Origin of the sequence: Streptomyces sp. NPDC048288, assembly GCF_043201555.1 — a bacterium.
Taxonomy (GTDB): domain Bacteria; phylum Actinomycetota; class Actinomycetes; order Streptomycetales; family Streptomycetaceae; genus Streptomyces.
The window spans coordinates 524,525-544,824 of record NZ_JBICZD010000006.1 but is presented as its reverse complement, the minus strand read 5'-3'; the positions used below and the strand labels follow the sequence as shown (position 1 = coordinate 544,824).

Here is a 20,300-nt window from a genome sequence, read left to right as displayed (position 1 = left end):
TGAGTAGCGCCCCGGACGGCGGATACCGTTAGGGCGTGCAGCCAGCAAGCGATACCCCCGAGCCGCCCTCCGGCCGGCTCCATCGGGCCAGGGCCCTCTACCGGAACGTCTCCAAGCGCCGGACGGCCTGGCTGCTGGTCAAGGACACCGTCAACTCCTGCATGGAGTACCGCATCCTCGGCCTGGCCGCCGAGGCCGCCTTCTTCACCCTGCTGTCGGTCCCGCCGCTGCTGCTCAGCCTCATCGGACTGCTCGGCTACGTCGACGACTGGACCGGCGCCGACACCATCGCCAGCCTGGAGAGCAACCTTCTGGAGGCCTCCCGCACCGTCCTGTCCGACAAGGGCGTGAAGGAGATCGCGGAGCCGATCCTGCACGACGTGATGAAGGGCGGCCGCCCCGACGTCATCTCCATCGGCTTCCTGTTCGCCCTGTGGTCGGGCTCCCGCGCGGTGAACGTCTTCATCGACACCATCACCGTGATGTACGGCCTCGACGGCGTCCGGGGCATCGTGAAGACCCGGATCGTCTCCTTCCTGCTCTTCATCGCCGCGCTGCTGATCGGCTCGGTGGCGCTGCCGCTGATGGTGGCGGGACCGGACGCGGTGGTCGGGATCGTGCCCTGGTCGGAGACGCTCGTTCAGGTCCTGTACTGGCCGGTCGTGATCGTCTTGTCCATCGTCTTCCTGACCACGCTGTACCACGTCTCCGTGCCGGTCCGCTCGCCGTGGATCGAGGACGTGCCCGGCGCCCTGGTCGCCCTGGGCATGTGGGTCCTCGGCAGCTTCCTGCTGCGCATCTACCTGACCAACACCATCGAGGGCGCGACGATCTACGGCTCGCTCGCCGCGTCCGTCGCCGTGCTCCTGTGGATCGGTGTGTCGGCCTTCGCCGTGCTGGTCGGCGCCGCGGTCAACGCCGCGATCGACCGGGTCTGGCCGGCCGCCGCGACCGCCGCGGCCCGCGCCGCCAACGAACGGCTGCGCGAGGTCCAGGTCGCCGAGTACGTCGCCCGCGCCGCCGCGGCCCGCGAGGTGGACCCCGACCCCGACGACCCCGACATGCCCTCCGAGTTCCCGGAGCGCTGGTCCCGCTTCCTGCCCCCCGAGGACGTCACGGCCCGGCTGCGCACCCATGTGAAGAGCAGCCACCCGCCGCACAAGCCCAAGCCGGAGAGCCGCTGAGCGGTCAGGGCTTCCACACGCCCGTCGCCGCGGTCTCCCGGACGAAGTCCCCGAAGTCCCGGGGCTCCCGGCCCAGTACCTCCCGCACCCCGTCCGAGAGATACGCGTTCCGGCCGTCCAGCAGGGACTCGAACAGTTCCACCAGGAACTCGACCTCCGGCTCCGGCACCCCGAAGGCGGCGAGGTGCGCGCCGTACTCACGTGCCGTCACCGCCCGGTAGGACAGCTCCCGCCCGGTGGCCGCCGCGATCTCCGCGACCGCCTCGCCGAAGGTGAGCAGCCGCGGCCCCGAGACGGTCAGCGCCCGGCCGGCGTACCGCTCGCCGTCGGTCAGCGCCGCCACCACCACCTCCGCGACATCCCGCAGGTCGATGAACGGCTCCCGCACCGCCCCGCCCGGGAACACCAGCTCCCCGCTCTCCCGCAACTCCGCCACCAGCGGACCCTCGCTGAAGTTCTGCGCGAACCACGCGGCCCGTACGACCGTCCAGTCCGCCCCCGACTCGCGCAGCGCCTCCTCCGTCGGCCGCGCCCGCTCCTCGCCCCGGGAGGAGAGCAGCACCAGCCGCCGCACCCCGAGCGCCACCGCCTCGTGGGCCAGCAGCCCCACCGCGTGCGTCGCCTCCGGCGAGCCGACGTCCGTGGGGAACACCAGGTACGCGGCGTCCGCGCCGCGCAGCGTGTCCGCCCACGTCGACCGGTCCCGCCAGTCGAAGCCCTGCGCCCGCGAGGCCGGCCGCACGGTCAGCCCCGCCGCCCGCGCCGCGTCGGCGACCCGGCTCCCCGTACGACCGGTCGCACCGGTCACCACCACCGTCATGTCCCGCGTGTCCCGCGCTTTCGAGGTCATGCCAGCCAGTCAACCGCCGTACCGCGACCGCCGCCCATCGCCGAACGGCTCGTTCCCATAAGCGCGCGTCTACGCTGGCCCCATGGACGCTCTCGCGGGCCTGCTGGAGGGCCCCCGCGCCCGGGGCGCCTTCATGATCCGTGCCTGTTTCGACCCGCCGTGGGGCGTGCGGGTCGAGGACCGCGCCCCGCTCACCGTGATGCTCATGGTCCGCGGCGACGCCTGGATCCTGCCCGACACCGGGGACCCGGTGCGGCTGCGGGCCGGCGACCTCGCCATCGCGCGCGGCCCCGACCCGTACACCTGCGCCGACGACCCCGGTACGGTCCCGCAGGCGCTGATCCTGCCCGGCGCGGAGTGCGCCCGCCCCGACGGGCGGCCGCTGAACGGCTCCATGGACCTGGGCGTCCGCACCTGGGGCGGCAGCCTGGACGGCGGCACGGTGGTGTTCATCGGCACGTATCTGCTGCGGGGCGAGATCAGCGGGCGGCTGCTGGAGGCGCTGCCGCCGCTGCTGACGCTCACCGCCGACGTCTGGGAGTGCCCGCTCACCCCGCTGCTGATGGCGGAGATCGTCCGCGACGAACCGGGCCAGGAGGTGGTCCTCGACCGCCTCCTCGACCTGCTGGTCATCGCCGCGCTGCGGGCGTGGTTCGCCCGGCCGGAGGCGGAGGCGCCCGGCTGGTACCGGGCGCTGGCGGACCCGGTGGTCGGCCGGGTGCTGCGGCTGCTCCAGGACGACCCCGCCCACCCCTGGACGGTCGCCGCCCTCGCGGCCAAGGCGGGCGTGTCTCGGGCGGCCCTGGCCCGGCGGTTCACCGAACTGGTGGGCGAGCCGCCGATGACCTACCTGACCGGCTGGCGGCTGGCCCTGGCGGCGGACGCGCTGCGGGACACCGACGACACGCTGGAGACGATCGCGCGGCGGGTCGGGTACGGGAGCGCGTTCGCGCTGTCGAGTGCGTTCAAGAGGGTGTACGGGGTGAGTCCGCAGGAGCATCGGACGGGCTGAGGGGGGTGGGCGGCTGACCGTTGCAGGGGGTCCTCGCGCAGTTCCCCGCGCCCCTGACGGGGCGCGTCTACGCTGGCGTATGTGTACAGGGAAAGGGCGTCCCGGCTCGCCGGTGCGGTCGTGTGGACGAATGCCCCTTCTGCCGCCGGTGCGGGGCGGGTGCTGCCCGACGGGTGCATGGACCTGCTCTGGAACGAGGGGCGGCTGCTGGTCGCCGGGCCCGACACGCGCGCGTATGTCACGGAGGGCGGCACGGGTGTGTGGACGGGCCTGCGCTTCCCGCCGGGGGCCGCGCCCGGCTTCCTCGGCGTCCCGGCCCACGAACTCCGCGACCGGCGCGTCGAGTTGAGCGACCTGTGGGCGGCCTCCGCCGTACGGCGGCTGACCGCCCGCGTCGACGGCGCCGACGATCCCGGCGCCGCGCTCGAACAGATCGCGCTCGACCGGGCCGTGCCCCGCGACCCGTTGCTGTCACGGCTCGTCGAGGCGCTGGACGCGGGACGTGCGGTGGCGGCCACCGCCGATGAACTCGGCATCGGCACCCGGCAGTTGCACCGCCGGTCCCTGGTGTCCTTCGGGTACGGACCCAAGACGCTCGCCCGGGTGCTCCGGATGCAGCGGGCGCTCGCGCTCGCCAGGGCGGGGGTGCCGCTCGCGGAGACGGCCGTCCGGGCCGGGTACGCGGATCAGGCCCATCTCTCCCGCGAGGTGCGGGAACTGGCGGGAGCGCCGCTGACCGGGCTACTTCGGTAGCGGGGCGAACAGGTCGACACCGTTGCCGTCGGGGTCGTGCACCGTCGCGTAGCGCTGGCCCCAGAAGGCGTCCCACGGCTTGAGCTCGCCGTGGTGTCCGGCGCCGACCAGGTCCTCGTACACGGTGTCCACCTCGGCGGGCGAACCGCAGCGGAAGGCGAGCGACACGCGGCCCCCGCCGGCGGGCGGCTGCCAGCCCGGGTGGAAGGAGCGGATCGTCTCCTCGGTGTCGATGGCGAGGGTGAGGCCGCCGGGCAACTCGGCCTCGACGTGCGGCTGCTCCTCGGCGTCGGGCGGGAAGGCCAGGCCGAGGCGGCGGTAGAAGGCGAGGGACGCGGCCAGGTCGGAGGTGACGAGGCCGATCACGGCGAATCGCGGAGTCATGGCGTCACCGTAGGCGGAGAGCCCGCCGCCGGTCTTGAACGAATCGGACACGGCCCGGCTCGGCGTGCCGACGGCGAAGGAGAGCGCACCGGCCCCGAGGTCGGGGCGGGGGCGGTGGCGGCCGGCGCGAGCAGCGGGGTGCCGGGGCCGTGGTCGCACACCCGCGCCGCCGCCGCGACCGCCGCGTCCAGGTCCGGCGGACTGATCGCCCAGGTCACCGTGCGGGCGGTGGTGAGTCCGTCGGCGGCGAGGGGACGGGCGTCCGTACAGGTGGCGCGGCGACCGGAAAACCCGGTGCCTGTGGAACACCTGTGCGGCACGATGGGCGCATGATCCGTGCCGTGCGCGTCCTGCCGCCCCTGCTCCTCGCCGCCGCCCTGCTCACCGGCTGCGGAACGCAGAAGGCGGGCGCCGGCGGCTCCGGTGCGCCCGCCGATCCCGGTGAACTCGCCTCCAAGGCAGCGGCGTTGGGCATCAACCCGAAGATGGTGTACGTCACCGAGGCCGCCGGCTTCACCCTCGCCCAGCAGTCCGTCGGCGTCCAGGGCGACGAAGGCTTCTCCGCCTCCTACGCGGACCGCACCGGTGCCGTCATCCACCTCTACACCGACCACGCGCGCTACGCCGGCCGGTACACGTACGAGGTGACCGAGAAGGACTGCGTGGTGTGGCTCGAAGGCGAGGGCGGGGTCTCCGGCGCCGTGCTGAAGAAGGCGCTGCGCGCGGTCCACCGCCCCACCGCAGCCGAACTCGACACCCTGCTGCCGACGCCCGACCCGGCCTTCACCGACGACGTTCCGGTGCAGCGCGGCGACCTGTCCCCGGGCGGGGACGGCGTCCCCGACAACAGCGTGCCCACCCCCGGCCTTTGAGCCGCGGCGGTCCCTGGGCGACCATGCGGTCATGGCCCTTCGACTGCTCCTGCACACCCGCACCACCGGTTACCGCCACGACTCCATCCCGGACGGCATCGCCGCCGTACGGGAGTTCGGCGATTTCGAGGTCGACGCCACGGAGGACCCGGCCGCCCTCGAACAGCCGCTGGACGGATACGCGGCCGTCGTCTTCCTCTCCACCAGCGGCGAGATCCTGACCCCGGCCGGGCGCGCGCGGCTGGCCGCCTACGTGGAGGCGGGCGGCGGCTTCGCCGGCGTGCACGCGGCGGCCTGCACCGAGTACGACTGGCCGTACTACGGCGAACTCCTCGGCGCCCGCTTCGACCGCCACCCGGAGTACCAGCCCGGCAAGGTGCTCGTCGAGGACGACGGCCATCCGGCGACCCGGCACCTGCCCGCCGTCTGGGACTTCACCGACGAGTGGTACGACTTCCGCGACAGCCCGCGCGGCCGGGCGCGGGTGCTGCTGCGCGCCGACGAGTCGTCGTACGACGGTGGCGGGATGGGGGACGACCACCCGCTGGCCTGGTGCCGTGAGCAGGGGGCCGGACGGGTGTTCTACACCGCTCTCGGGCACGCCCCGGAGGCCTACCGGGATCCGGCCTTCCTGGCCCATCTGCACGGGGGCATCACCTGGGCCGCACGGCCCGGCCAGTGACGTTTCTCCGGTGAACCCGCTCGGCCATTGGGGTGAGTAAAGGTCGCGCACGGAGATAGTCACGTGCGTATCTAGAGATGCTCTTGTCTTGGCAAAGGGCTGTCGAGACGTGGAGGCCGCTCGTGCCTTCGCGCCACCCACCCACAGGAGGAGCCGGACCTTGACTTACGGGAAGAAGCTGCGCGAGCAGATCGCCGGGCCGGGAACCACCCCGCTGATCGGCGTGTACGACATGTACTCGGCGTCGATCGCGGCCAAGCACTACGACGGGATGTTCGTCTCCGGCTTCGGATTCGCCGCCTCGTACTACGGCCTGCCGGACATCGGATTCATCGCCTGGCCCGACATGGTGGCCTTCGTCCAGCGGCTGCGGGGCGCGTTCCCGCACCACCATCTGCTCGTCGACATCGACGACGGGTACGTCGACCCCGAGGTCGCCTGCCACGTCGTGGAGGGCCTGGAACGCATCGGCGCCTCCGGGGTGATCCTGGAGGACCAGAAGCGGCCGCGCCGCTGCGGGCACGCCGACGGCAAACAGGTGCTGCCCCTGGAGGAATACCTGGACAAGCTGGAGAAGGTCCTGGAGACCCGCAACGACCTGGTCGTCGTGGCCCGTACGGACGCCACCGACGAGCACGACATCCTGCACCGCGCGGAGCGGCTCGCCGCCACCGACGCCGACGTGATCCTCGTCGACGGGGTGCGCAGCGAGGAGTGGATCCGCCGGATCCGCAAGGTCGTCGGCGACAAGCCGCTGCTGTTCAACCAGATCGCCGGCGGCAAGTCGCCGAGGCTCTCGCTGACCGAACTGGACGACCTCGGCGTCGACGTCGCGATCTACTCCACGCCGTGTCTGTTCGCCGCGCACGAGGCGATGAACTCGGCGCTCGGCGAGCTGAAGGCCGCCGACGGCAGGCTGCCCGAGGTGGACGCGGCGAGCGGGGTCGGCGTCAAGGCGTCCACGACCCTGCTGGAGCGCAACATCGCCCGCGAACGGCTCGACGAGCCCGAGGGCGTGGGCGTGTGACACGGCTGCGGACCGCCGCGGCCGTCACGGCGGCGCTCCTCGGCGTGGCCGCGGCACCCGTGCACGCGGCCGGCAGTCTGATCACCGTGATCGACAACTCCCACGCGGACTCCATCCTGGAGGTGGACCGCACGGCGAACGTCCAGACCGGGCGAGGCGACGCCGGCAGCGACCACGACGGCAGCGCCGTGGACGCGATCCAGGCGCTGCTCGGCGAGCCGCGCCAGGACGACGACGACTGAGCGACTCGTCGGCACAGCCCCGCGCCCATGTCGGGCGCGGGGCTGTGCGCGCTCAGTCCTCGTTCAGGTCCGGACGGCCGTTCTCGTCCAGTTCCACGTCCTCCTTCGGGTCGTGCTCGTCGAGCGGCGCGGCCACCGCGGCGTGCTGCCGGGACGGGGCGAGGGTCCGGGTCGTGGCGTGGGCGGTGCCCAGGGCCGTCGTCGTCAGGGCGGCCGCGGCGAGCGCGCAGGCGGCCGCCGTGCGCAGGGTGAGTGTCATGCCCGGTAAACGATCTTGAGGGGAGCGCGGTCACCCGCGTAGGGCCGAACGAGCGGGCGGCGGAGCCGTACTCGCCCGTTCCACCAGCTGCGTCGACAACTCCGTCCGGGTGCCCTCCGGACGGTCCCCGTGCATCAGCCGCACCAGCAGCCGCAGCGCGGTCGCCGCCATCTCGGACAGCGGCTGGCGGACCGTCGTCAGCGCCGGGGTGCCCCAGCGGGCCTCGGGCAGATCGTCGAAGCCGACCACGCTGATGTCGTGCGGCACCCGCAGCCCGCGTTCGGCCAGCGCCGCGTACGCCCCGAGCGCCATCCGGTCCGAGCAGACGAACACCGCGGTCGGCGGCTCCGGCAGATCGAGCAGCTCGTGCATCCGGTGCCGGGCCGTGCCCTCGTCGAAGCCCGCGTGCCGGACGTACTCGGCGCGGTGCCGCAGCCCGGCCGAGGCGAGCGCCGAGCGGTAGCCGGCCACCCGGGCGCCGCTGCACATCCGGCGCCGGTTGCCGGCGATCACCGCGATCCGCTCATGGCCGAGGGCGAGCAGGTGCTCGGTCGCGGTGACCCCGCCCTGCCAGTTCGCCGCCCCGACGGAGACCACACCGGCCGGGGGCTCGTGGACCGGGTCGATCAGCACGTACGGGATGCGGTGGTGGTCCAGCCAGGCGTACTGCGCCGGGGTCAGCTCGGCCAGGTTGAACAGCACCCCGGAGGACCCCCGCGCGGTGAGCTTGTCCAGCCAGCCGCGCTCCGGTCCGCCCGGCCGGGTCCGGGTCAGCCCCGCCGACACGACGACCTCCAGCCCCGCCTCGTGCGCCGCCTCCTCCACCCCGTGCAGCACCGCGCCCGACCACGAGCTGTCCAGGGTGTGCACGACCAGGTCGATCAGGGCGGGGGCCTTCGCCGCGTCGAAACGCGGCCTGCGGACGTAACCGAGCCGTTCCAGGGCCTCGGTGACCCGGCGGCGGGTCTCGGGGGCCACGTCCTCACGGCCGTTCACCACCTTCGACGCGGTCGGCACGGAGACACCCGCCTCGCGGGCCACCACCGCCAGCGTCGGACCGGCCGCCGCCACGCTCGTACCTCCCGCACGGACCATGGGGAACCCGCCTCTCCGGCCCGCCCTTGGGCCAACGAAAGTAACGAAAGTTGCGACCAACGCTGCTTCCGCGGTCTGTGCGCAAGCCGTGCAGTAAGCGCTTCCTACGATAGGTGCGCGTCAACACGGCGTGAAGACCTGGGAATTCGCGGGATCACCGCTGGCGGGACTTTCGAAACTTCGAACAGAGGTGGGCGGATCAGCCGGGGGCGCAGATGACTTGGAAATCCGTGAAATCCGCGGTGAAAGAGGCGCCGACGAGGTCCACGACGTGCGTCGCGGCCATTGCGCCGGTGAATCGGAGGGTGCAACAAGGGGTTGCGTTGTCGGCTGCGGGGCGGTGGGGGCCGGTCGCGCGGTTCCCCGCGCCCCTAAGGGCGGGGCGTTGCCCGGATCAGCGGGTTGTGGAGCACGGTCACTTGAGGGCTCCCAGGGTGACACCGGTCCGCCAGTAGCGGCGCATCGCGATCATCATGACGGCCATCGGGACGATGGAGAGCAGGGCGCCGGTCAGGACCAGGCTGGTCAGGTCGACGCCGGATTCCAGGCGCTTGCCGGACCAGTTGTACAGGCCGAGGTTGAGAGTCCAGTTCTGCTCGCCGCGCAGGACGGTGAGGGGGAGGAAGAAGGCGTTCCAGGTGTTGACGAAGGCCAGCAGGAAGACCGTGGCGCCGCCGGTCGTCATCATGCGCAGGACGATCGAGAAGAAGATGCGCAGCTCGCCGGCGCCGTCGATGCGGGCCGCTTCGAGGAGTTCGTACGGGACCGTCGCCTCGGTGTACACCTTCGCCAGGTAGACGCTGAACGGGTTGATCAGGCAGGGGATCAGCATCGCCCAGGGCGTGTCCACCAGGCCGATCTCGGAGAACAGCAGGTACAGCGGAAGGGTGAGCAGGGCGATCGGGATCAGGAAGGAGCCGACCACGCAGGCGAAGACGAGGTCGCGGCCGGGGAATCGGAAGCGGGCCAGGCCGTAGCCGGTGGCGAGGGCGATGAGGGTGCCGCCGAGGGAGCCGACTCCGGCGTAGAGGAAGGAGTTGGCGGTCCAGCGCAGGAAGATGCCGTTCTCGTAGGTGAAGAGCTGGCGCAGGTTGGTCCAGAGGTGCCAGCCGGAGAACCAGAGGCCGTTGCTCTGGTACAGGGCAGTGCGGTCCTTCGTCGCGGCGACGATCAGCCACCAGACCGGGAAGAGGCTGTACGCGCTGGCCAGGGCGAGGCCGACGAGGAGGAAGCGCTGGCCGCCCCGTGAACGGGACGCGGGGTCGGGCTTGTCGATGCGCCGGACGTGGTGGGTGCTCGTGCGTTCCTCGGTGAGCGCCATCAGTCGGCCTCCTTCGCGGTGAGCCGGTAGAAGAGGAAGGAGGCGATGCCGAGGAACAGGGCCAGCAGGACCGAAAGGGCCGCCGCGTAGTGGTAGTTGCCCGCGTTGAAAGCCTGGTTGTAGATCACCATGATCGGGGTGAAACTGTCGTTCACCGTCTGGGGTGTGACGTTGCGGAACAGGGCCGGCTCGTTGAAGATCTGGAGCATCTGGATGATCGACAGCATGCCGGTGAGGACCAGCGCGCCCCGGACGTAGGGCACCTTGATGCTCAGGGCGATACGGCGCTCCGAGGCGCCGTCCAGCCGTGCCGCCTCGAAGAGTTCGCGCGGGACGCCCTGCAGGGCCGCGTAGATGATCACCATGTTGTAGCCGATGCCGTGCCAGGTGAGCAGGTTGCCGATGGACGGCCACACCATCGACGGGGAGAAGAAGTTCCAGTCGAGGCCGAAGACCTTGCCCAGGGGGGTGAGGGGACCGACGTCGGGGCTGTAGAGATTGATCCAGACGATGGCCGCCACGACGCCCGGGATCATGTACGGCACAAGGAGCAGCACCCGGAAGCGGCCCGCCGCCCGGGACGTCAGCGCGTCCAGGAAGAGCGCCAGGAGCAGGCTGACCAGCAGCATCACCGGGATCTGTACGCACGCGAAGAGGAGCACGCGGAGCACGGAGCCGAGGAACGCCGGGTCCGTGAGGCCCGCGCGGTAGTTGGCGAGACCGGCGAACCGGTCCGTGGTGCCGCCGAGACCGAGGCCGGAGGACTGGGAGCGGTACAGCGACTGGTGGACGGCGTACCCGATCGGGACGAGATAGAGGAAGACGAAACCTAGCTGGAAGGGCACCGTGAAGGCGGCGCCCTTCCAGCGCTGGGAGCGGACCATCCGTGCCGCCTCAGCCCTTGACGCCGATGCCGCGGGACTTCAGGTCGGCGACCGTCCACTGCTGCATGTGGGCGAGGAGGTCGGTGACCTTCTGCTGCTTGCTGACCACCTTGGCCCAGCCGCTCTGCAGCTCGGTGAACATGGCGGTCCAGTCGGGGCCGAAGGTCCAGTCCGTGGTGACCGTGCCCAGGCTGTCGGTGACGACCTTCTTGGCCGGGTCGTAGTTCGCCCCGAGCAGCTTCTGCGAGATCGCCTCGTCGACGTAGGCACTGCTGTCGGCGAGCGCGGGCATCACGCCGTTGCCGGTGGTCGGGCTGGCCATCGTCTTCACCGCGCCGGCGTCGGTGGACATCCACAACGCGGCCTCGGCGGCCTGCTGCTGGTGCGCGCACTGCTTGGTGACGAGGGTGACGCTGCCGGTGAGGTTGGTGCCGGCCGGGGTCTTGGCTGCCTCGCCGGCGAAGGCGGGCCAGGGGGCGAGGGCCCACTTGCCGAAGGACTTGGTGAAGTTCTGCACCATGCCGGCCATCTGCCAGGTGGAGATCTGACGGGTGACGGTGCCGCCGTTGTCGTAATTGCGCTGCACGGCCGCGTAGTCGGCGAACGACAGCTTCGAGTCGAGGTCGTTGTCGACGATCTGCTGGATCACGGCGGCGGCCTTGAGGGTGCCCGCGTCCTGGAAGTCCACCTTCCAGGAGTCGCCGTCGATCGCGTACCAGTGGGCGCCCGCCTGCATGGCGAGGACCTCCAGGGTGCTGGGGTCCTCACCGGCGTAGTTGGTGATCTTGACGCCGTGCTTCTTGAGCACCTTGCCGGCGGCGATGAACTCGTCCCAGGTGGTCGGCGCCTTGAGGCCGTACTTCTGGAAGACGTCGGTGCGGTAGATCGTGAAGTTCGGCGAGGAGCTGGTGGGGACGCCGTACAGCTTGCCCTGCACCTGCGCGGCCGACCAGGAACCGGAGTTGAACTCGGCCTTGGCCGTGCCGACGTACTTCGTGATGTCGGCGAGAGCGCCCTGCGCGACCCAGCTCGTCACGTACTCGGCGGTGTTCTGCACCAGGCAGGGCGCGTTGCCCGCCTTCACCGCGTTGGTGAGCTGCTTCTGCATGGTCAGCTGGTCGGTGACCTTCGTGTACTTCAGCCGCACGTCCTTGTGGGCGGCGTTGAACGCCTTCACCACGGCCTCCTGACCGTTCGCCCAGCCCCAGAAGGGCAGGGTGACCGGTCCTGAGGCCGCGTCGGAGCCGTCGGAGCCGGAGCCCGATCCGCCGCAGGCGGCGAGCAGACCTGTCAGCGCGAGACCCGCGATCGCGGCGCGGACCAACCTGGTGGAGTTCATGTGACCGTGTTCCTTCGGAGATGGGCGCTCTCGGGAGGAGGGCGGCGGCTCGGCGGTGCCTTAGAAACCGGTTTCCACGAGACCGTAGGACGGCTCAGCCGCTCCCAGCAAGGGGTATGAGTCGGAATCTTTCGACGTACGGTCGATCGAACGGCCCGTGAACAGCAACCGGTGCGCAAGAGCAACCGGTTGCGGACGAAGGGTTTTCGAAAGTTCGCCACGCCTCTTGACGGTGCCCTCCCACGGGTTGAAGCTCCCCTCACCGCCCATAGCAACCGGTTGCCTACCAGTCGATGTCTCGTCACCTCCGTGCAGAGAGTGGGAAGTCCATGCAGACGCACGCCCGTGCTCCGGTCGGCCGGCGCCGGTTTCTCGCGCTCGGCGGCACCGCGATGGCCACGGCCGCGCTTGGTGGCTGTGCCCTTCCGGTGTCCGGAAGCGTCGGCGGCCCGGGCGAGACCGTCACCCTGATGACCAAGGCCGACGACATCAGCACCGACCTCCTCGCGCAGGCCCACAAGGAACTCGGGATCCGCATCAACACGGTGCGGTACGACATCACCAAGCTGATCGCGATGATGACCAGCGGCAACCCGCCCGACCTGGTGCGCGGCGTCGGCGCCGTCGACACGCCGTATCTCGCGGCACGAGGGGTGGCCGAGAACCTCGACCCCTACTTCGCGGCCAGCGGCGTCCTCAAGGCCGACGACCTCGATCCGGTCAACGACCTGTGGCGCTACGACGGCCGCACCCAGGGCAAGGGCCCGCGCTACGGCATGGCCAAGGACTTCTCCCAGGACTCCATGTACTGGTACGACACCGCCCTGTTCGACAGCGCGGGCGTCGACCCCCCGCCGGAGACCGAGCCGGTCACCTTCGAGGAGTGGCTGGACAAGGCGAAGCGGCTGACCCGGACCAGCAAGGGCCAGACGACCGTGTTCGGCGGCAGCTACAACGGCCTCGGCGCCTCCACCCTGCTGTCCGGTCTCACGGCCTCGGCCGGCGGCAGTCTCTTCAGCGCCGACTTCTCCCGGGTCGACTTCACCGCCCCCGAGGCCCGCAAGGCACTGGACTGGTACATCGAGCTGTGCCGGGCCAAGGTCGGCCCGAGCCTGATCCAGCCCGACCCGAACGGCTGGGACGGACCCACCTACCAGGCCCGCCGGATGGCGATGTCCAACTCGGGCTACTGGCTGGGCGGTCTGATCAACACCGACAAGAAGCTCGCCGCCGTCTCCCGGCTGGCACCGGCACCGGTCTTCGCGGGCGGACCGCGCATCAGCTCCTGCCAGGGCGCCACCGGGATGTGGATGCCGAGGAAGGCCAGGAACAAGGACGCGGCCTGGCGGGTCTTCGAGTGGTTCTTCGGCGAGGCCCCGGCGAAGGCACGCGCGTCCGGCGGCTGGGGGATCCCCACGCTCAAGTCGCTCCGGTCCCTGATGCCCCATCAGGAGAGCTACCAGCAGGACGTGCTGAAGGTGCAGCAGGCCGAACTGCGGCACTTCTCGGTGATCTCCTTCACGCCGTACGCCCGGACGGACGCCCTCGACGCCCTCTTCAACCAGGCCGCCCCGGCCGCGATGCGCGGCGAGATGTCCGTGGACACCCTCGCCCGGCACCTGAACTCGACCATGAACGAGCAGCTCAAGCGCGGGAAGGAGCAGGTGGGATGAGCGTCGAGGAGATGCCCGCCGTGCGGGGCGGGACCGCCGCGGCGACCGGCCGGACCCGGTCGGCGGAGCGCCCCCGCTCCTCCATGACCACGCGACGGCACCGCGCGTTCTATCTCTTCACCGCACCCTGGATCATCGGCTTCCTGCTGCTGACCATCGTCCCCATGGGCTACGCCCTGTGGCTCAGCCTCACCACCTTCGACGGCCTCTCGCCGCGCTGGCGGTTCGTCGGCCTCGCCAACTACCGCGAGCTGCTGGGTGATTCGATCACCTGGCAGGCGCTCGGCCGGACCGGTCTGTTCGCCGTCACCTCGGTCCCGCTGTCGATCGTCGCCGGGCTGGGTCTCGCGGTACTGGTCAACCGGCCGCTGAAGGCCCGCGGGTTGTTCCGGACGCTGCTGTACCTGCCGGCCGTGGTGCCCCCGGTGGGCGCGGGACTCGCCTTCAAATGGCTCTTCGACCAGAACTCCGGTGCCGCGAACGGCGTACTGACCGGCCTCGGCCTCGACGCCCTCAACTGGCTCTCCGACCCCTACGCCCGCTACGTCCTGCTGATGACCGTGCTGTGGGCCGCCGGAAACATCATGATCATTTCTCTGGCCGGACTCCAGGACATCCCCCGGGAACTCCTCGAAGCCGCCCGGATCGACGGCGCGAGCGCCTGGCGGTCCTTCCGCAGCATCACCGTGCCGCTGCTGTCACCGGTCCTGCTCTTCCAGACCGTGACCGGCGTGATCGCCTCGGTGCAGACCATCATGCCGCTGCTGCTGGCCCCCGACGGCACCACCGCGGGCGTCACCGCCATCCCGCAGTCCACCTACCTCTACATGATGCACGTCTTCGCCGAGTACTTCGCGCTCGGCCGCTACGGCTACGCCTCGGCGCTGCTCTGGGTGCTCTTCGTGCTGATCCTGCTGGTGACCGCCGTCATCTTCAAAGCCACGTCCGGCGTGGTGTTCTACAACGTCGACCCGGAGGCGAAGAAGTGACCGCCCCCCTTCCCGGCCCGCGGACGCGGATCCACGGCCGCCGTCTCGTCCTCTACACCGCCCTGGTGGCGATCACCGGCCTCTTCCTCGGCCCCTTCGGCTGGCTCGTCCTCACCGGCCTCAAGACCCCCGCCGAACTCGCCGCGTCCCCCGTCCACTGGCTGCCCGCCCACCTCCAGTGGCACAACTTCGCCGACGCCTACCGCCTGATCGACTTCCTCGGCTACGCCCGCAACTCCCTGATCATCGCCACCCTCTACGCGACCCTCGTGACGCTGAGCTCCGCCTGGGTCGGCTTCGGCTTCGCCCGGCTGTCCGCGCCCGGCAAGAAGGCGCTGTTCGGCATCCTGCTCGGCTCGATGATGCTGCCCCAGATGGTCACCCTGCTCCCGACCTACCTGATCTTCGCCAAGCTCGGCATGGTCGACACCTACTGGCCCTGGGTGCTGTGGGGCCTGGCCGCCACCCCCTATCTCGTCTTCCTCTTCCGGCAGTTCTTCGCCGGACTGCCCCGGGAACTGGAGGAGGCCGCGATCGTCGACGGCTGCGGCTACGCCGGGATCTTCTGGCGGATCTTCCTGCCCCAGTCCTGGCCGGTCCTCGCCGCGAGCTTCGTGATCGCCTTCACCTGGACCTGGGGCGACTACATCGCCCCCCAACTGCTGCTCTCCACCGACCGCACCACGCTCGCCGTCGCCGTCATGACCACCTACGTCACCGAGGCCGGCCAGCCGGTCACCCATCTGCAGGCCGCCGCCTCCGTCATGTACGTCGTCCCGATCCTGCTGGTCTTCCTCGTCGCCCAGCGCGGCTTCGTCGCCGGCATGTCGACGTCCGGTCTCAAGTAGCCCACTGTCGCAAGGAGTCACGCATGAACACGCCCCTGTCCCGCCGTACGGCCCTCCAGGCGGCCGGCGCCACCGTCCTCGCCGCCGGTCTGACCGGTGTGACGGCCACGGCGGCCCGGGCCGACGCCTCCGGCAACAAGTCCGCCCCCAGGCTGGTGACCTACCCCCGCCCGGCCGCCATGCCCACGAACACCAGCTTCAGGGTGAGAGTCCGCACCGCCCCCGACGGTGACTGGCAAACCCCGGACATCTGGCGGCCCCAACTGGAGGAGATCAACGCCACCACCGGATCCGGCAAGGTCTACAGCAGCTCGATGGTGTACTTCGACTTCCGGGGCTCCGTCGAGATCGAGGTCACGTACCTCAAGGGCGGGACCACCAAGGCCAGGATCCGCCCGGACGCGCTCGGCATCACGCCGGAACTCGGCGGCGACACACTGGTGTTCACCCTGGACGAGCCGAAGGACGTCGTCGTCCAGATCAACGACGAGATCTTCGACTGCCTGCACGTCATCACCAACCACGTCGACTGCGATCCACCGTCCGCAGACGACCCCGACGTCATCTACTTCGGTCCCGGCGTTCACTCGGTCACCGGCAACGTCCTGACCGTGCCCAGCGGCAAGACCGTCTACCTGGCCGGCGGCGCCGTCCTGACCGCCCAGGTCTACTTCAAGGACGTCGAGAAGGCCCGCCTGACCGGACGCGGGATCCTCTACAACAACCCGGGCGGCGCCATCCTCAGCGAGGGCAGCAGGAACATCCGGGTCGAGGACGTCATCATCCTCAACCCGGCCGGTTACGCGGGCACCTTCGCCGAGAGCCACAACGTCCATGTGAAGAAGGCGCGCGCCTTCAGCTCGAAGGGCAACGGAGACGGCTTCGACGTCTTCTCCAGCACCGGGGTCACCTTCGACGGCTGCTTCATGCGCAACTCCGACGACTGCATCGCGATCTACTGCCACCGCTGGAACTACTACGGCGACACCCGCGACGTCACCGTCCAGAACTGCACCCTGTGGGCGGACGTCGCCCACCCGGTCAACGTCGGCACCCACGGCAACACCGACGCCCCCGAGACGATCGAGAACCTGCTCATCAGGAACATCGACGTCCTCGACCACCGCGAGCCGCAGATGAACTACCAGGGCTGCATCGCCCTCAACCCCGGCGACTCCAACCTCATCAGGAACGTCCGCATCGAGGACGTCCGCATCGAGGACTTCCGCTGGGGCCAGGTCATCTACATGAAGGTCATGTACAACACGAAGTACAACACCTCGGTCGGCCGCGGCATCGAGAACGTCTACGTCAAGAACCTCAGCTACACCGGCACCCACGCCAACCCGTCGCTCCTCCTCGGCTACGACGCCGACCACGCCATCAACAACGTCACCTTCGAGAACCTCGTCGTCAACGGCGTCGTCATCGCCGACTCGATGAAGAAGCCGAGCTGGTACTACACCACCGACGCCATCCAGTGGTTCTCCAACGAGCACGTGACGAACCTGAGGTTCCTCACCACCGCCGAGGCGGAGGCGGCCACCGCGTCATGAGCCTCCCCGCCACCAGCCGCCGGGGCTTCCTCGGCGGCACGGCGGCCCTGCTGCTGGCGTCGGGCACGAGCGGTCTGCTCGTGCCCGGCACCGCGGCGGCCGTCGAGAGCGACACCGCCACCAGAGCCTTCGCCCACCCCGGCCTGCTCCACTCCGCCGCGGACCTCGCCCGGATGAAGGCCGCGGTCGCCGCCAAGCAGTCCCCGGTCTACGACGGCTACCTGGCGCTCGCGGCCCACGCCCGCTCCTCCGCCTCGTACGCCGTGCAGAACACGGGCCAGATCACCACCTGGGGCCGAGGTCCCGCCAACTACCAGAACCAGGCCGTCGCCGACTCGGCCGCCGCCTACCAGAACGCCCTGCTCTGGTCCGTCACCGGCGAGACCGCACACGCCGACAAGGCCCGCGACATCCTCGATGCCTGGTCCGCCTCGCTCACCGCCGTCACCGGAGCCGACGGCCCACTGGGCGCCGGGCTCCAGGCCTTCAAGTTCGTCAACGCGGCCGAACTCCTGCGCCACACCGGCTACGACGGCTGGAGCGACGCCGACATCGCCCGCTGCGCGGAGTCCTTCCTGCGCGTCTGGTATCCGGCCCTGTCCTGCTACATGCTCTACGCCAACGGCAACTGGGACCTGACGTCCCTTCAGTCCCTGCTCGCCATCGGCGTGTTCTGCGACGAACCCGCCCTCTTCCAGGACGCACTGCGCTTCGCCGCGGCCGGCGCGGGCAACGGCAGCGTCCTGCACCGCATCGTCACCGACGCGGGCCAGGGCCAGGAGAGCGGCCGGGACCAGGGCCACGAACAGCTCGCGGTCGGCCTGCTCGCCGACGCCGCGCAGGTCGCCTGGAACCAGGGCGTCGACCTCTGGGGCTTCGACGGCAACCGCATCCTCGCCAACGTCGAGTACGCCGCCCGCTACAACCTCGGCGGCGACGTCCCCTTCGTCCCCGACCTCGACCGCACCGGCAAGTACATCAAGCTTGCCGTCTCGGCCACCTCGCGCGGCACCCTGCCGCCGATCTACGAGATGGCGTACGCGCACTACGCGGGTGTGCGCGGCCTCGACACCCCGTACACGAGGAACGCCGTCTTCCGCGGCCCCGCCGGTGCCCGGGTCGTCGAGGGCAGCAACGACGACCTGCCGAGCTGGGGCACCTTCGCCTACGCCGGTGCGACGGCGACCGCGCCGCGCGTGCCGACGCCGCCGGCCGGTGTCACGGCGGTGGGGGAGGACCGGTCCGTCACCGTGACCTGGCTGCCCTCGGCGGGGGCCGACTCCTACACGGTGCTGCGGGCGGGCGCCGCGGACGGCCGTTACGAGGAGATCGCGTCCGGGGTCGCGGGTCCGGCGTACACCGACCGGCGCGTACAGGCCGGACGGACCTACTACTACACGGTCGCCGCCGCCAACTCCCTGGGTGGCAGCGGGAGTTCCGCGTGGGCGGCGGCCTCCGCCGGACTCCCCGGGCCCTGGTCCACCCAGGATGTCGGAGAGGTGCGGATCCCCGGCTCCGCGGTCTTCGACGGCGAGCGCTTCCTCCTGGAGGCGAGCGGCACCGACGACACCTACCGCCTCGTCCACCTGCCCCTGCGCGGCGACGGCACCGTCACCGCGCGGATCGTGTGGCCGCTCAGCTCGCAGTACTCCAAGATCGGCGTCACCGTCCGCGCCTCCCTCGACGCGGACGCGGCCCACGCCGCCATGCTGATCCAGGGGCTGCCGCTGCACACCTGGAGCGGGGTGTGGACGGTACGTCCGGCGGCCGGTGCGGAGGTCTCCGCGACCGGCAGCACCCCGGTGCCGCCCTCCCAGCAGCAGGCGATCACCGTGAACGCGGCCTTCCCGCTCTCCGACCTGGGTGCGCTGCCCGCATCGGCGACCCCCTTGGAGGCGCCCTGTGTCGAGGGCGCGGGCGACGGCTACCGGCTGCGGGCGCCCTACTGGGTGCGGGTGACCCGGAAGGGCCCGCGGTGCACGGGCGCCGTCTCCCCGGACGGCGTCCACTGGACCGAGGTCGGCGCCACCGACGTCGAGCTGGGGCGGACCGCGTACGCGGGCCTCCTGCTCACCTCCTGCCTCGGCGTCGACGAGGAGTACGCCGGGACCGGCACCGGCGCCTTCGACAATGTCGGCGTGACCGCACCGTCCGGCCCGGTGTGGTGCGTGCCGCGCCCCGCCCGCACCCCCACCGACCTGCGGGCCGGCACCGGTGACGACGCCGTCGAACTGGCCTGGAGCGACCCGGACCCGTCCGCCCGCTACACGGTGCTGCGCGCCTCCCGCGCCGACGGACCGTACCGGACCCTCGCCACCGGCGTCGGCCCGGTCGGCTTCGGCACCCGCGTCCGGTACACCGACGCGACCGGCACACCGGGCACGACCTACCACTACACCGTCGCGAAGACCAACACCGCGGGACGCGGCCCGCGTTCGACGCCGGTCCAGGCGGTCATGCCGACCCCGGCGCCACCCCGGCTCACCTCCGCCGGCGCCGCGTTCGCCAACCAGGGCGCCGGTTTCCGGCATCTGCTGCGGGCCGCGCACGAGCCCGTGCTGTTCACGGCGGACGGGCTGCCCGGCGGGCTGCGGATCGACCGGCGCACCGGTCTGGTCTCCGGAACCCCCAGCGGGACGGGCGAGTTCACCGTCACCACCACCGCGGCCAACGCCGCCGGCACCACCACCGGAACCCTCGCGCTCACCGTCGGTACCGCGCCGCCCGAGCCGTGGACGTACGGGGACCTCGGCGACACCGTGCTCGACGACCGCGCCTTCGGCACGCTGGGCGTGGTCGCGATCACCACGCCGGGCAGCACGTCCTACCACGACGGCACCTTCACCGTGCGGGGCGCGGGCGTCGACCTGAACGCCAACGGCCAGGGAATGACCGGCCAGTTCGTACGGCAGCCGGTCGGCGGCGACTGCGAGATCGTCGCCCGGCTGGTCTCCCGCACCGGCGCGAGCGCCGACCGGGTGGGCCTGCTGATGGCGAAGTCGCTGTCGCCGTTCGACCAGGCCGCCGGAGTCGTCGTCACCGGCGGCACCACCGCACAGCTCATGCTCCGCAGGACCGTCGCCGGAGCCTCCGCCTTCACCGGCGGCGCGGCCGTCACCCTCCCCGCCCTGCTGCGGCTGAAGCGCACCGGGACCGCCTTCGCCGCAGCCCTGTCCACCGACGACGGCGTCACCTGGACCCCCGTGGCCGACGGGGAGATCCCCTCCTTCGGTGACGCCCCCTACCACGTGGGCCTGGTGGTGTGCTCCCGCACCCCGTCGGCCCTCGGCACCGCGCAGTTCGAAGAGGTGAGCGTCCGACTCACCTGAA

Annotated in this window: 19 protein-coding genes; 12 read left to right on the top strand and 7 right to left on the bottom strand. The window is 71.1% G+C overall.

Features of this window, described 5'->3' with window-relative positions:
* The first annotated feature begins 35 nt into the window (after nucleotides 1-35).
* Nucleotides 36-1,184 (top strand): YihY/virulence factor BrkB family protein, encoded by a 1,149-nt coding sequence (locus ACGFZS_RS24435; protein WP_393535450.1) that lies wholly within the window; start codon nucleotides 36-38, stop codon nucleotides 1,182-1,184.
* A gap of 4 nt (nucleotides 1,185-1,188) precedes the next feature.
* Here ACGFZS_RS24435 and ACGFZS_RS24430 read toward each other — a convergent pair whose 3' ends face one another.
* Complete coding sequence (locus tag ACGFZS_RS24430) at nucleotides 1,189-2,034, bottom strand: NAD(P)H-binding protein (protein ID WP_393796906.1); 846 nt, start codon at nucleotides 2,032-2,034, stop codon at nucleotides 1,189-1,191.
* An 82-nt stretch (nucleotides 2,035-2,116) separates the two neighbouring features.
* On the opposite strand from ACGFZS_RS24430, the gene ACGFZS_RS24425 reads away from it, so the two are divergent.
* The gene (locus ACGFZS_RS24425) at nucleotides 2,117-3,046 is read left to right on the top strand and encodes an AraC family transcriptional regulator (protein ID WP_393796905.1); all 930 of its coding nucleotides are present in this window, start codon (nucleotides 2,117-2,119) and stop codon (nucleotides 3,044-3,046) included.
* A gap of 81 nt (nucleotides 3,047-3,127) precedes the next feature.
* Entirely contained in the window at nucleotides 3,128-3,799 is a 672-nt protein-coding gene (locus ACGFZS_RS24420) for a helix-turn-helix domain-containing protein (RefSeq protein ID WP_393796904.1), read from the top strand.
* Here ACGFZS_RS24420 and ACGFZS_RS24415 read toward each other — a convergent pair.
* Nucleotides 3,788-4,183, bottom strand: coding sequence for a VOC family protein (locus ACGFZS_RS24415; RefSeq protein ID WP_393796903.1), 396 nt, complete (start codon nucleotides 4,181-4,183; stop codon nucleotides 3,788-3,790). The genes ACGFZS_RS24420 and ACGFZS_RS24415 overlap by 12 nt on opposite strands.
* A gap of 329 nt (nucleotides 4,184-4,512) precedes the next feature.
* On the opposite strand from ACGFZS_RS24415, the gene ACGFZS_RS24410 reads away from it, so the two are divergent.
* The 4 genes from ACGFZS_RS24410 to ACGFZS_RS24395 all read left to right on the top strand — a co-directional run bounded on the left by ACGFZS_RS24410 (nucleotide 4,513) and on the right by ACGFZS_RS24395 (nucleotide 7,006).
* The gene (locus ACGFZS_RS24410; RefSeq protein WP_393796902.1) at nucleotides 4,513-5,055 is read left to right on the top strand and encodes a membrane lipoprotein; all 543 of its coding nucleotides are present in this window, start codon (nucleotides 4,513-4,515) and stop codon (nucleotides 5,053-5,055) included.
* 31 nt (nucleotides 5,056-5,086) lie between these two features.
* On the top strand, nucleotides 5,087-5,737 hold the full coding sequence (locus tag ACGFZS_RS24405) for a ThuA domain-containing protein (RefSeq protein WP_393796901.1): 651 nt from the start codon (nucleotides 5,087-5,089) through the stop codon (nucleotides 5,735-5,737).
* Nucleotides 5,738-5,897: 160 nt separating this feature from the next.
* Nucleotides 5,898-6,764 carry an oxaloacetate decarboxylase gene (locus tag ACGFZS_RS24400; RefSeq protein ID WP_393796900.1) on the top strand — a complete coding sequence of 289 codons (867 nt, stop codon included), beginning with the start codon at nucleotides 5,898-5,900 and terminating at the stop codon, nucleotides 6,762-6,764.
* On the top strand, nucleotides 6,761-7,006 hold the full coding sequence (locus ACGFZS_RS24395) for a hypothetical protein (RefSeq protein ID WP_359219088.1): 246 nt from the start codon (nucleotides 6,761-6,763) through the stop codon (nucleotides 7,004-7,006). Before ACGFZS_RS24400 ends, ACGFZS_RS24395 begins: the two co-directional genes overlap by 4 nt.
* 52 nt (nucleotides 7,007-7,058) lie before the next feature.
* Here the strand turns inward: ACGFZS_RS24395 and ACGFZS_RS24390 are convergent, their stop codons facing one another.
* From ACGFZS_RS24390 to ACGFZS_RS24370, 5 genes are all read right to left on the bottom strand, one after another.
* Complete coding sequence (locus ACGFZS_RS24390) at nucleotides 7,059-7,265, bottom strand: hypothetical protein (RefSeq protein ID WP_393796899.1); 207 nt, start codon at nucleotides 7,263-7,265, stop codon at nucleotides 7,059-7,061.
* Between the two features lie 30 nt (nucleotides 7,266-7,295).
* Nucleotides 7,296-8,360, bottom strand: coding sequence for a LacI family DNA-binding transcriptional regulator (locus ACGFZS_RS24385; protein WP_393796898.1), 1,065 nt, complete (start codon nucleotides 8,358-8,360; stop codon nucleotides 7,296-7,298).
* 415 nt (nucleotides 8,361-8,775) lie between these two features.
* Complete coding sequence (locus ACGFZS_RS24380) at nucleotides 8,776-9,681, bottom strand: carbohydrate ABC transporter permease (RefSeq protein WP_393796897.1); 906 nt, start codon at nucleotides 9,679-9,681, stop codon at nucleotides 8,776-8,778.
* Complete coding sequence (locus ACGFZS_RS24375) at nucleotides 9,681-10,565, bottom strand: carbohydrate ABC transporter permease (RefSeq protein ID WP_393796896.1); 885 nt, start codon at nucleotides 10,563-10,565, stop codon at nucleotides 9,681-9,683. The genes ACGFZS_RS24380 and ACGFZS_RS24375 overlap by 1 nt, the downstream gene beginning before the upstream one ends.
* Nucleotides 10,566-10,575: 10 nt before the next feature.
* Complete coding sequence (locus tag ACGFZS_RS24370) at nucleotides 10,576-11,904, bottom strand: ABC transporter substrate-binding protein (RefSeq protein ID WP_393796895.1); 1,329 nt, start codon at nucleotides 11,902-11,904, stop codon at nucleotides 10,576-10,578.
* A 329-nt stretch (nucleotides 11,905-12,233) separates the two neighbouring features.
* On the opposite strand from ACGFZS_RS24370, the gene ACGFZS_RS24365 reads away from it, so the two are divergent.
* The 5 genes from ACGFZS_RS24365 to ACGFZS_RS24345 are packed head-to-tail and all read left to right on the top strand — an operon-like array spanning nucleotide 12,234 to nucleotide 20,299.
* On the top strand, nucleotides 12,234-13,577 hold the full coding sequence (locus ACGFZS_RS24365) for an ABC transporter substrate-binding protein (protein ID WP_393796894.1): 1,344 nt from the start codon (nucleotides 12,234-12,236) through the stop codon (nucleotides 13,575-13,577).
* Nucleotides 13,574-14,566, top strand: a complete 993-nt coding sequence (locus ACGFZS_RS24360; protein ID WP_393796893.1) for a carbohydrate ABC transporter permease — start codon at nucleotides 13,574-13,576, stop codon at nucleotides 14,564-14,566. Before ACGFZS_RS24365 ends, ACGFZS_RS24360 begins: the two co-directional genes overlap by 4 nt.
* The gene (locus tag ACGFZS_RS24355) at nucleotides 14,563-15,414 is read left to right on the top strand and encodes a carbohydrate ABC transporter permease (RefSeq protein WP_393796892.1); all 852 of its coding nucleotides are present in this window, start codon (nucleotides 14,563-14,565) and stop codon (nucleotides 15,412-15,414) included. Before ACGFZS_RS24360 ends, ACGFZS_RS24355 begins: the two co-directional genes overlap by 4 nt.
* Nucleotides 15,415-15,437: 23 nt before the next feature.
* Nucleotides 15,438-16,970 carry a glycosyl hydrolase family 28 protein gene (locus ACGFZS_RS24350; protein ID WP_393796891.1) on the top strand — a complete coding sequence of 511 codons (1,533 nt, stop codon included), beginning with the start codon at nucleotides 15,438-15,440 and terminating at the stop codon, nucleotides 16,968-16,970.
* On the top strand, nucleotides 16,967-20,299 hold the full coding sequence (locus ACGFZS_RS24345) for an alginate lyase family protein (protein ID WP_393796890.1): 3,333 nt from the start codon (nucleotides 16,967-16,969) through the stop codon (nucleotides 20,297-20,299). Before ACGFZS_RS24350 ends, ACGFZS_RS24345 begins: the two co-directional genes overlap by 4 nt.
* Nucleotide 20,300 lies beyond the last annotated feature (1 nt).

What these genes read in the sequence shown, in the direction of transcription:
- ACGFZS_RS24345 (WP_393796890.1), top strand. Translation starts at nt 16,967, where the DNA reads ATGAGCCTCCCCGCCACCAGCCGCCGGGGCTTCCTCGGCGGCACGGCG.
- ACGFZS_RS24425 (WP_393796905.1), top strand. Translation starts at nt 2,117, where the DNA reads ATGGACGCTCTCGCGGGCCTGCTGGAGGGCCCCCGCGCCCGGGGCGCC.
- ACGFZS_RS24410 (WP_393796902.1), top strand. Translation starts at nt 4,513, where the DNA reads ATGATCCGTGCCGTGCGCGTCCTGCCGCCCCTGCTCCTCGCCGCCGCC.
- ACGFZS_RS24365 (WP_393796894.1), top strand. Translation starts at nt 12,234, where the DNA reads ATGCAGACGCACGCCCGTGCTCCGGTCGGCCGGCGCCGGTTTCTCGCG.
- ACGFZS_RS24430 (WP_393796906.1), bottom strand. Translation starts at nt 2,034, where the DNA reads ATGACCTCGAAAGCGCGGGACACGCGGGACATGACGGTGGTGGTGACC.
- ACGFZS_RS24360 (WP_393796893.1), top strand. Translation starts at nt 13,574, where the DNA reads ATGAGCGTCGAGGAGATGCCCGCCGTGCGGGGCGGGACCGCCGCGGCG.
- ACGFZS_RS24350 (WP_393796891.1), top strand. Translation starts at nt 15,438, where the DNA reads ATGAACACGCCCCTGTCCCGCCGTACGGCCCTCCAGGCGGCCGGCGCC.
- ACGFZS_RS24390 (WP_393796899.1), bottom strand. Translation starts at nt 7,265, where the DNA reads ATGACACTCACCCTGCGCACGGCGGCCGCCTGCGCGCTCGCCGCGGCC.
- ACGFZS_RS24370 (WP_393796895.1), bottom strand. Translation starts at nt 11,904, where the DNA reads ATGAACTCCACCAGGTTGGTCCGCGCCGCGATCGCGGGTCTCGCGCTG.
- ACGFZS_RS24380 (WP_393796897.1), bottom strand. Translation starts at nt 9,681, where the DNA reads ATGGCGCTCACCGAGGAACGCACGAGCACCCACCACGTCCGGCGCATC.
- ACGFZS_RS24415 (WP_393796903.1), bottom strand. Translation starts at nt 4,183, where the DNA reads ATGACTCCGCGATTCGCCGTGATCGGCCTCGTCACCTCCGACCTGGCC.
- ACGFZS_RS24375 (WP_393796896.1), bottom strand. Translation starts at nt 10,565, where the DNA reads ATGGTCCGCTCCCAGCGCTGGAAGGGCGCCGCCTTCACGGTGCCCTTC.
- ACGFZS_RS24385 (WP_393796898.1), bottom strand. Translation starts at nt 8,360, where the DNA reads ATGGTCCGTGCGGGAGGTACGAGCGTGGCGGCGGCCGGTCCGACGCTG.
- ACGFZS_RS24405 (WP_393796901.1), top strand. Translation starts at nt 5,087, where the DNA reads ATGGCCCTTCGACTGCTCCTGCACACCCGCACCACCGGTTACCGCCAC.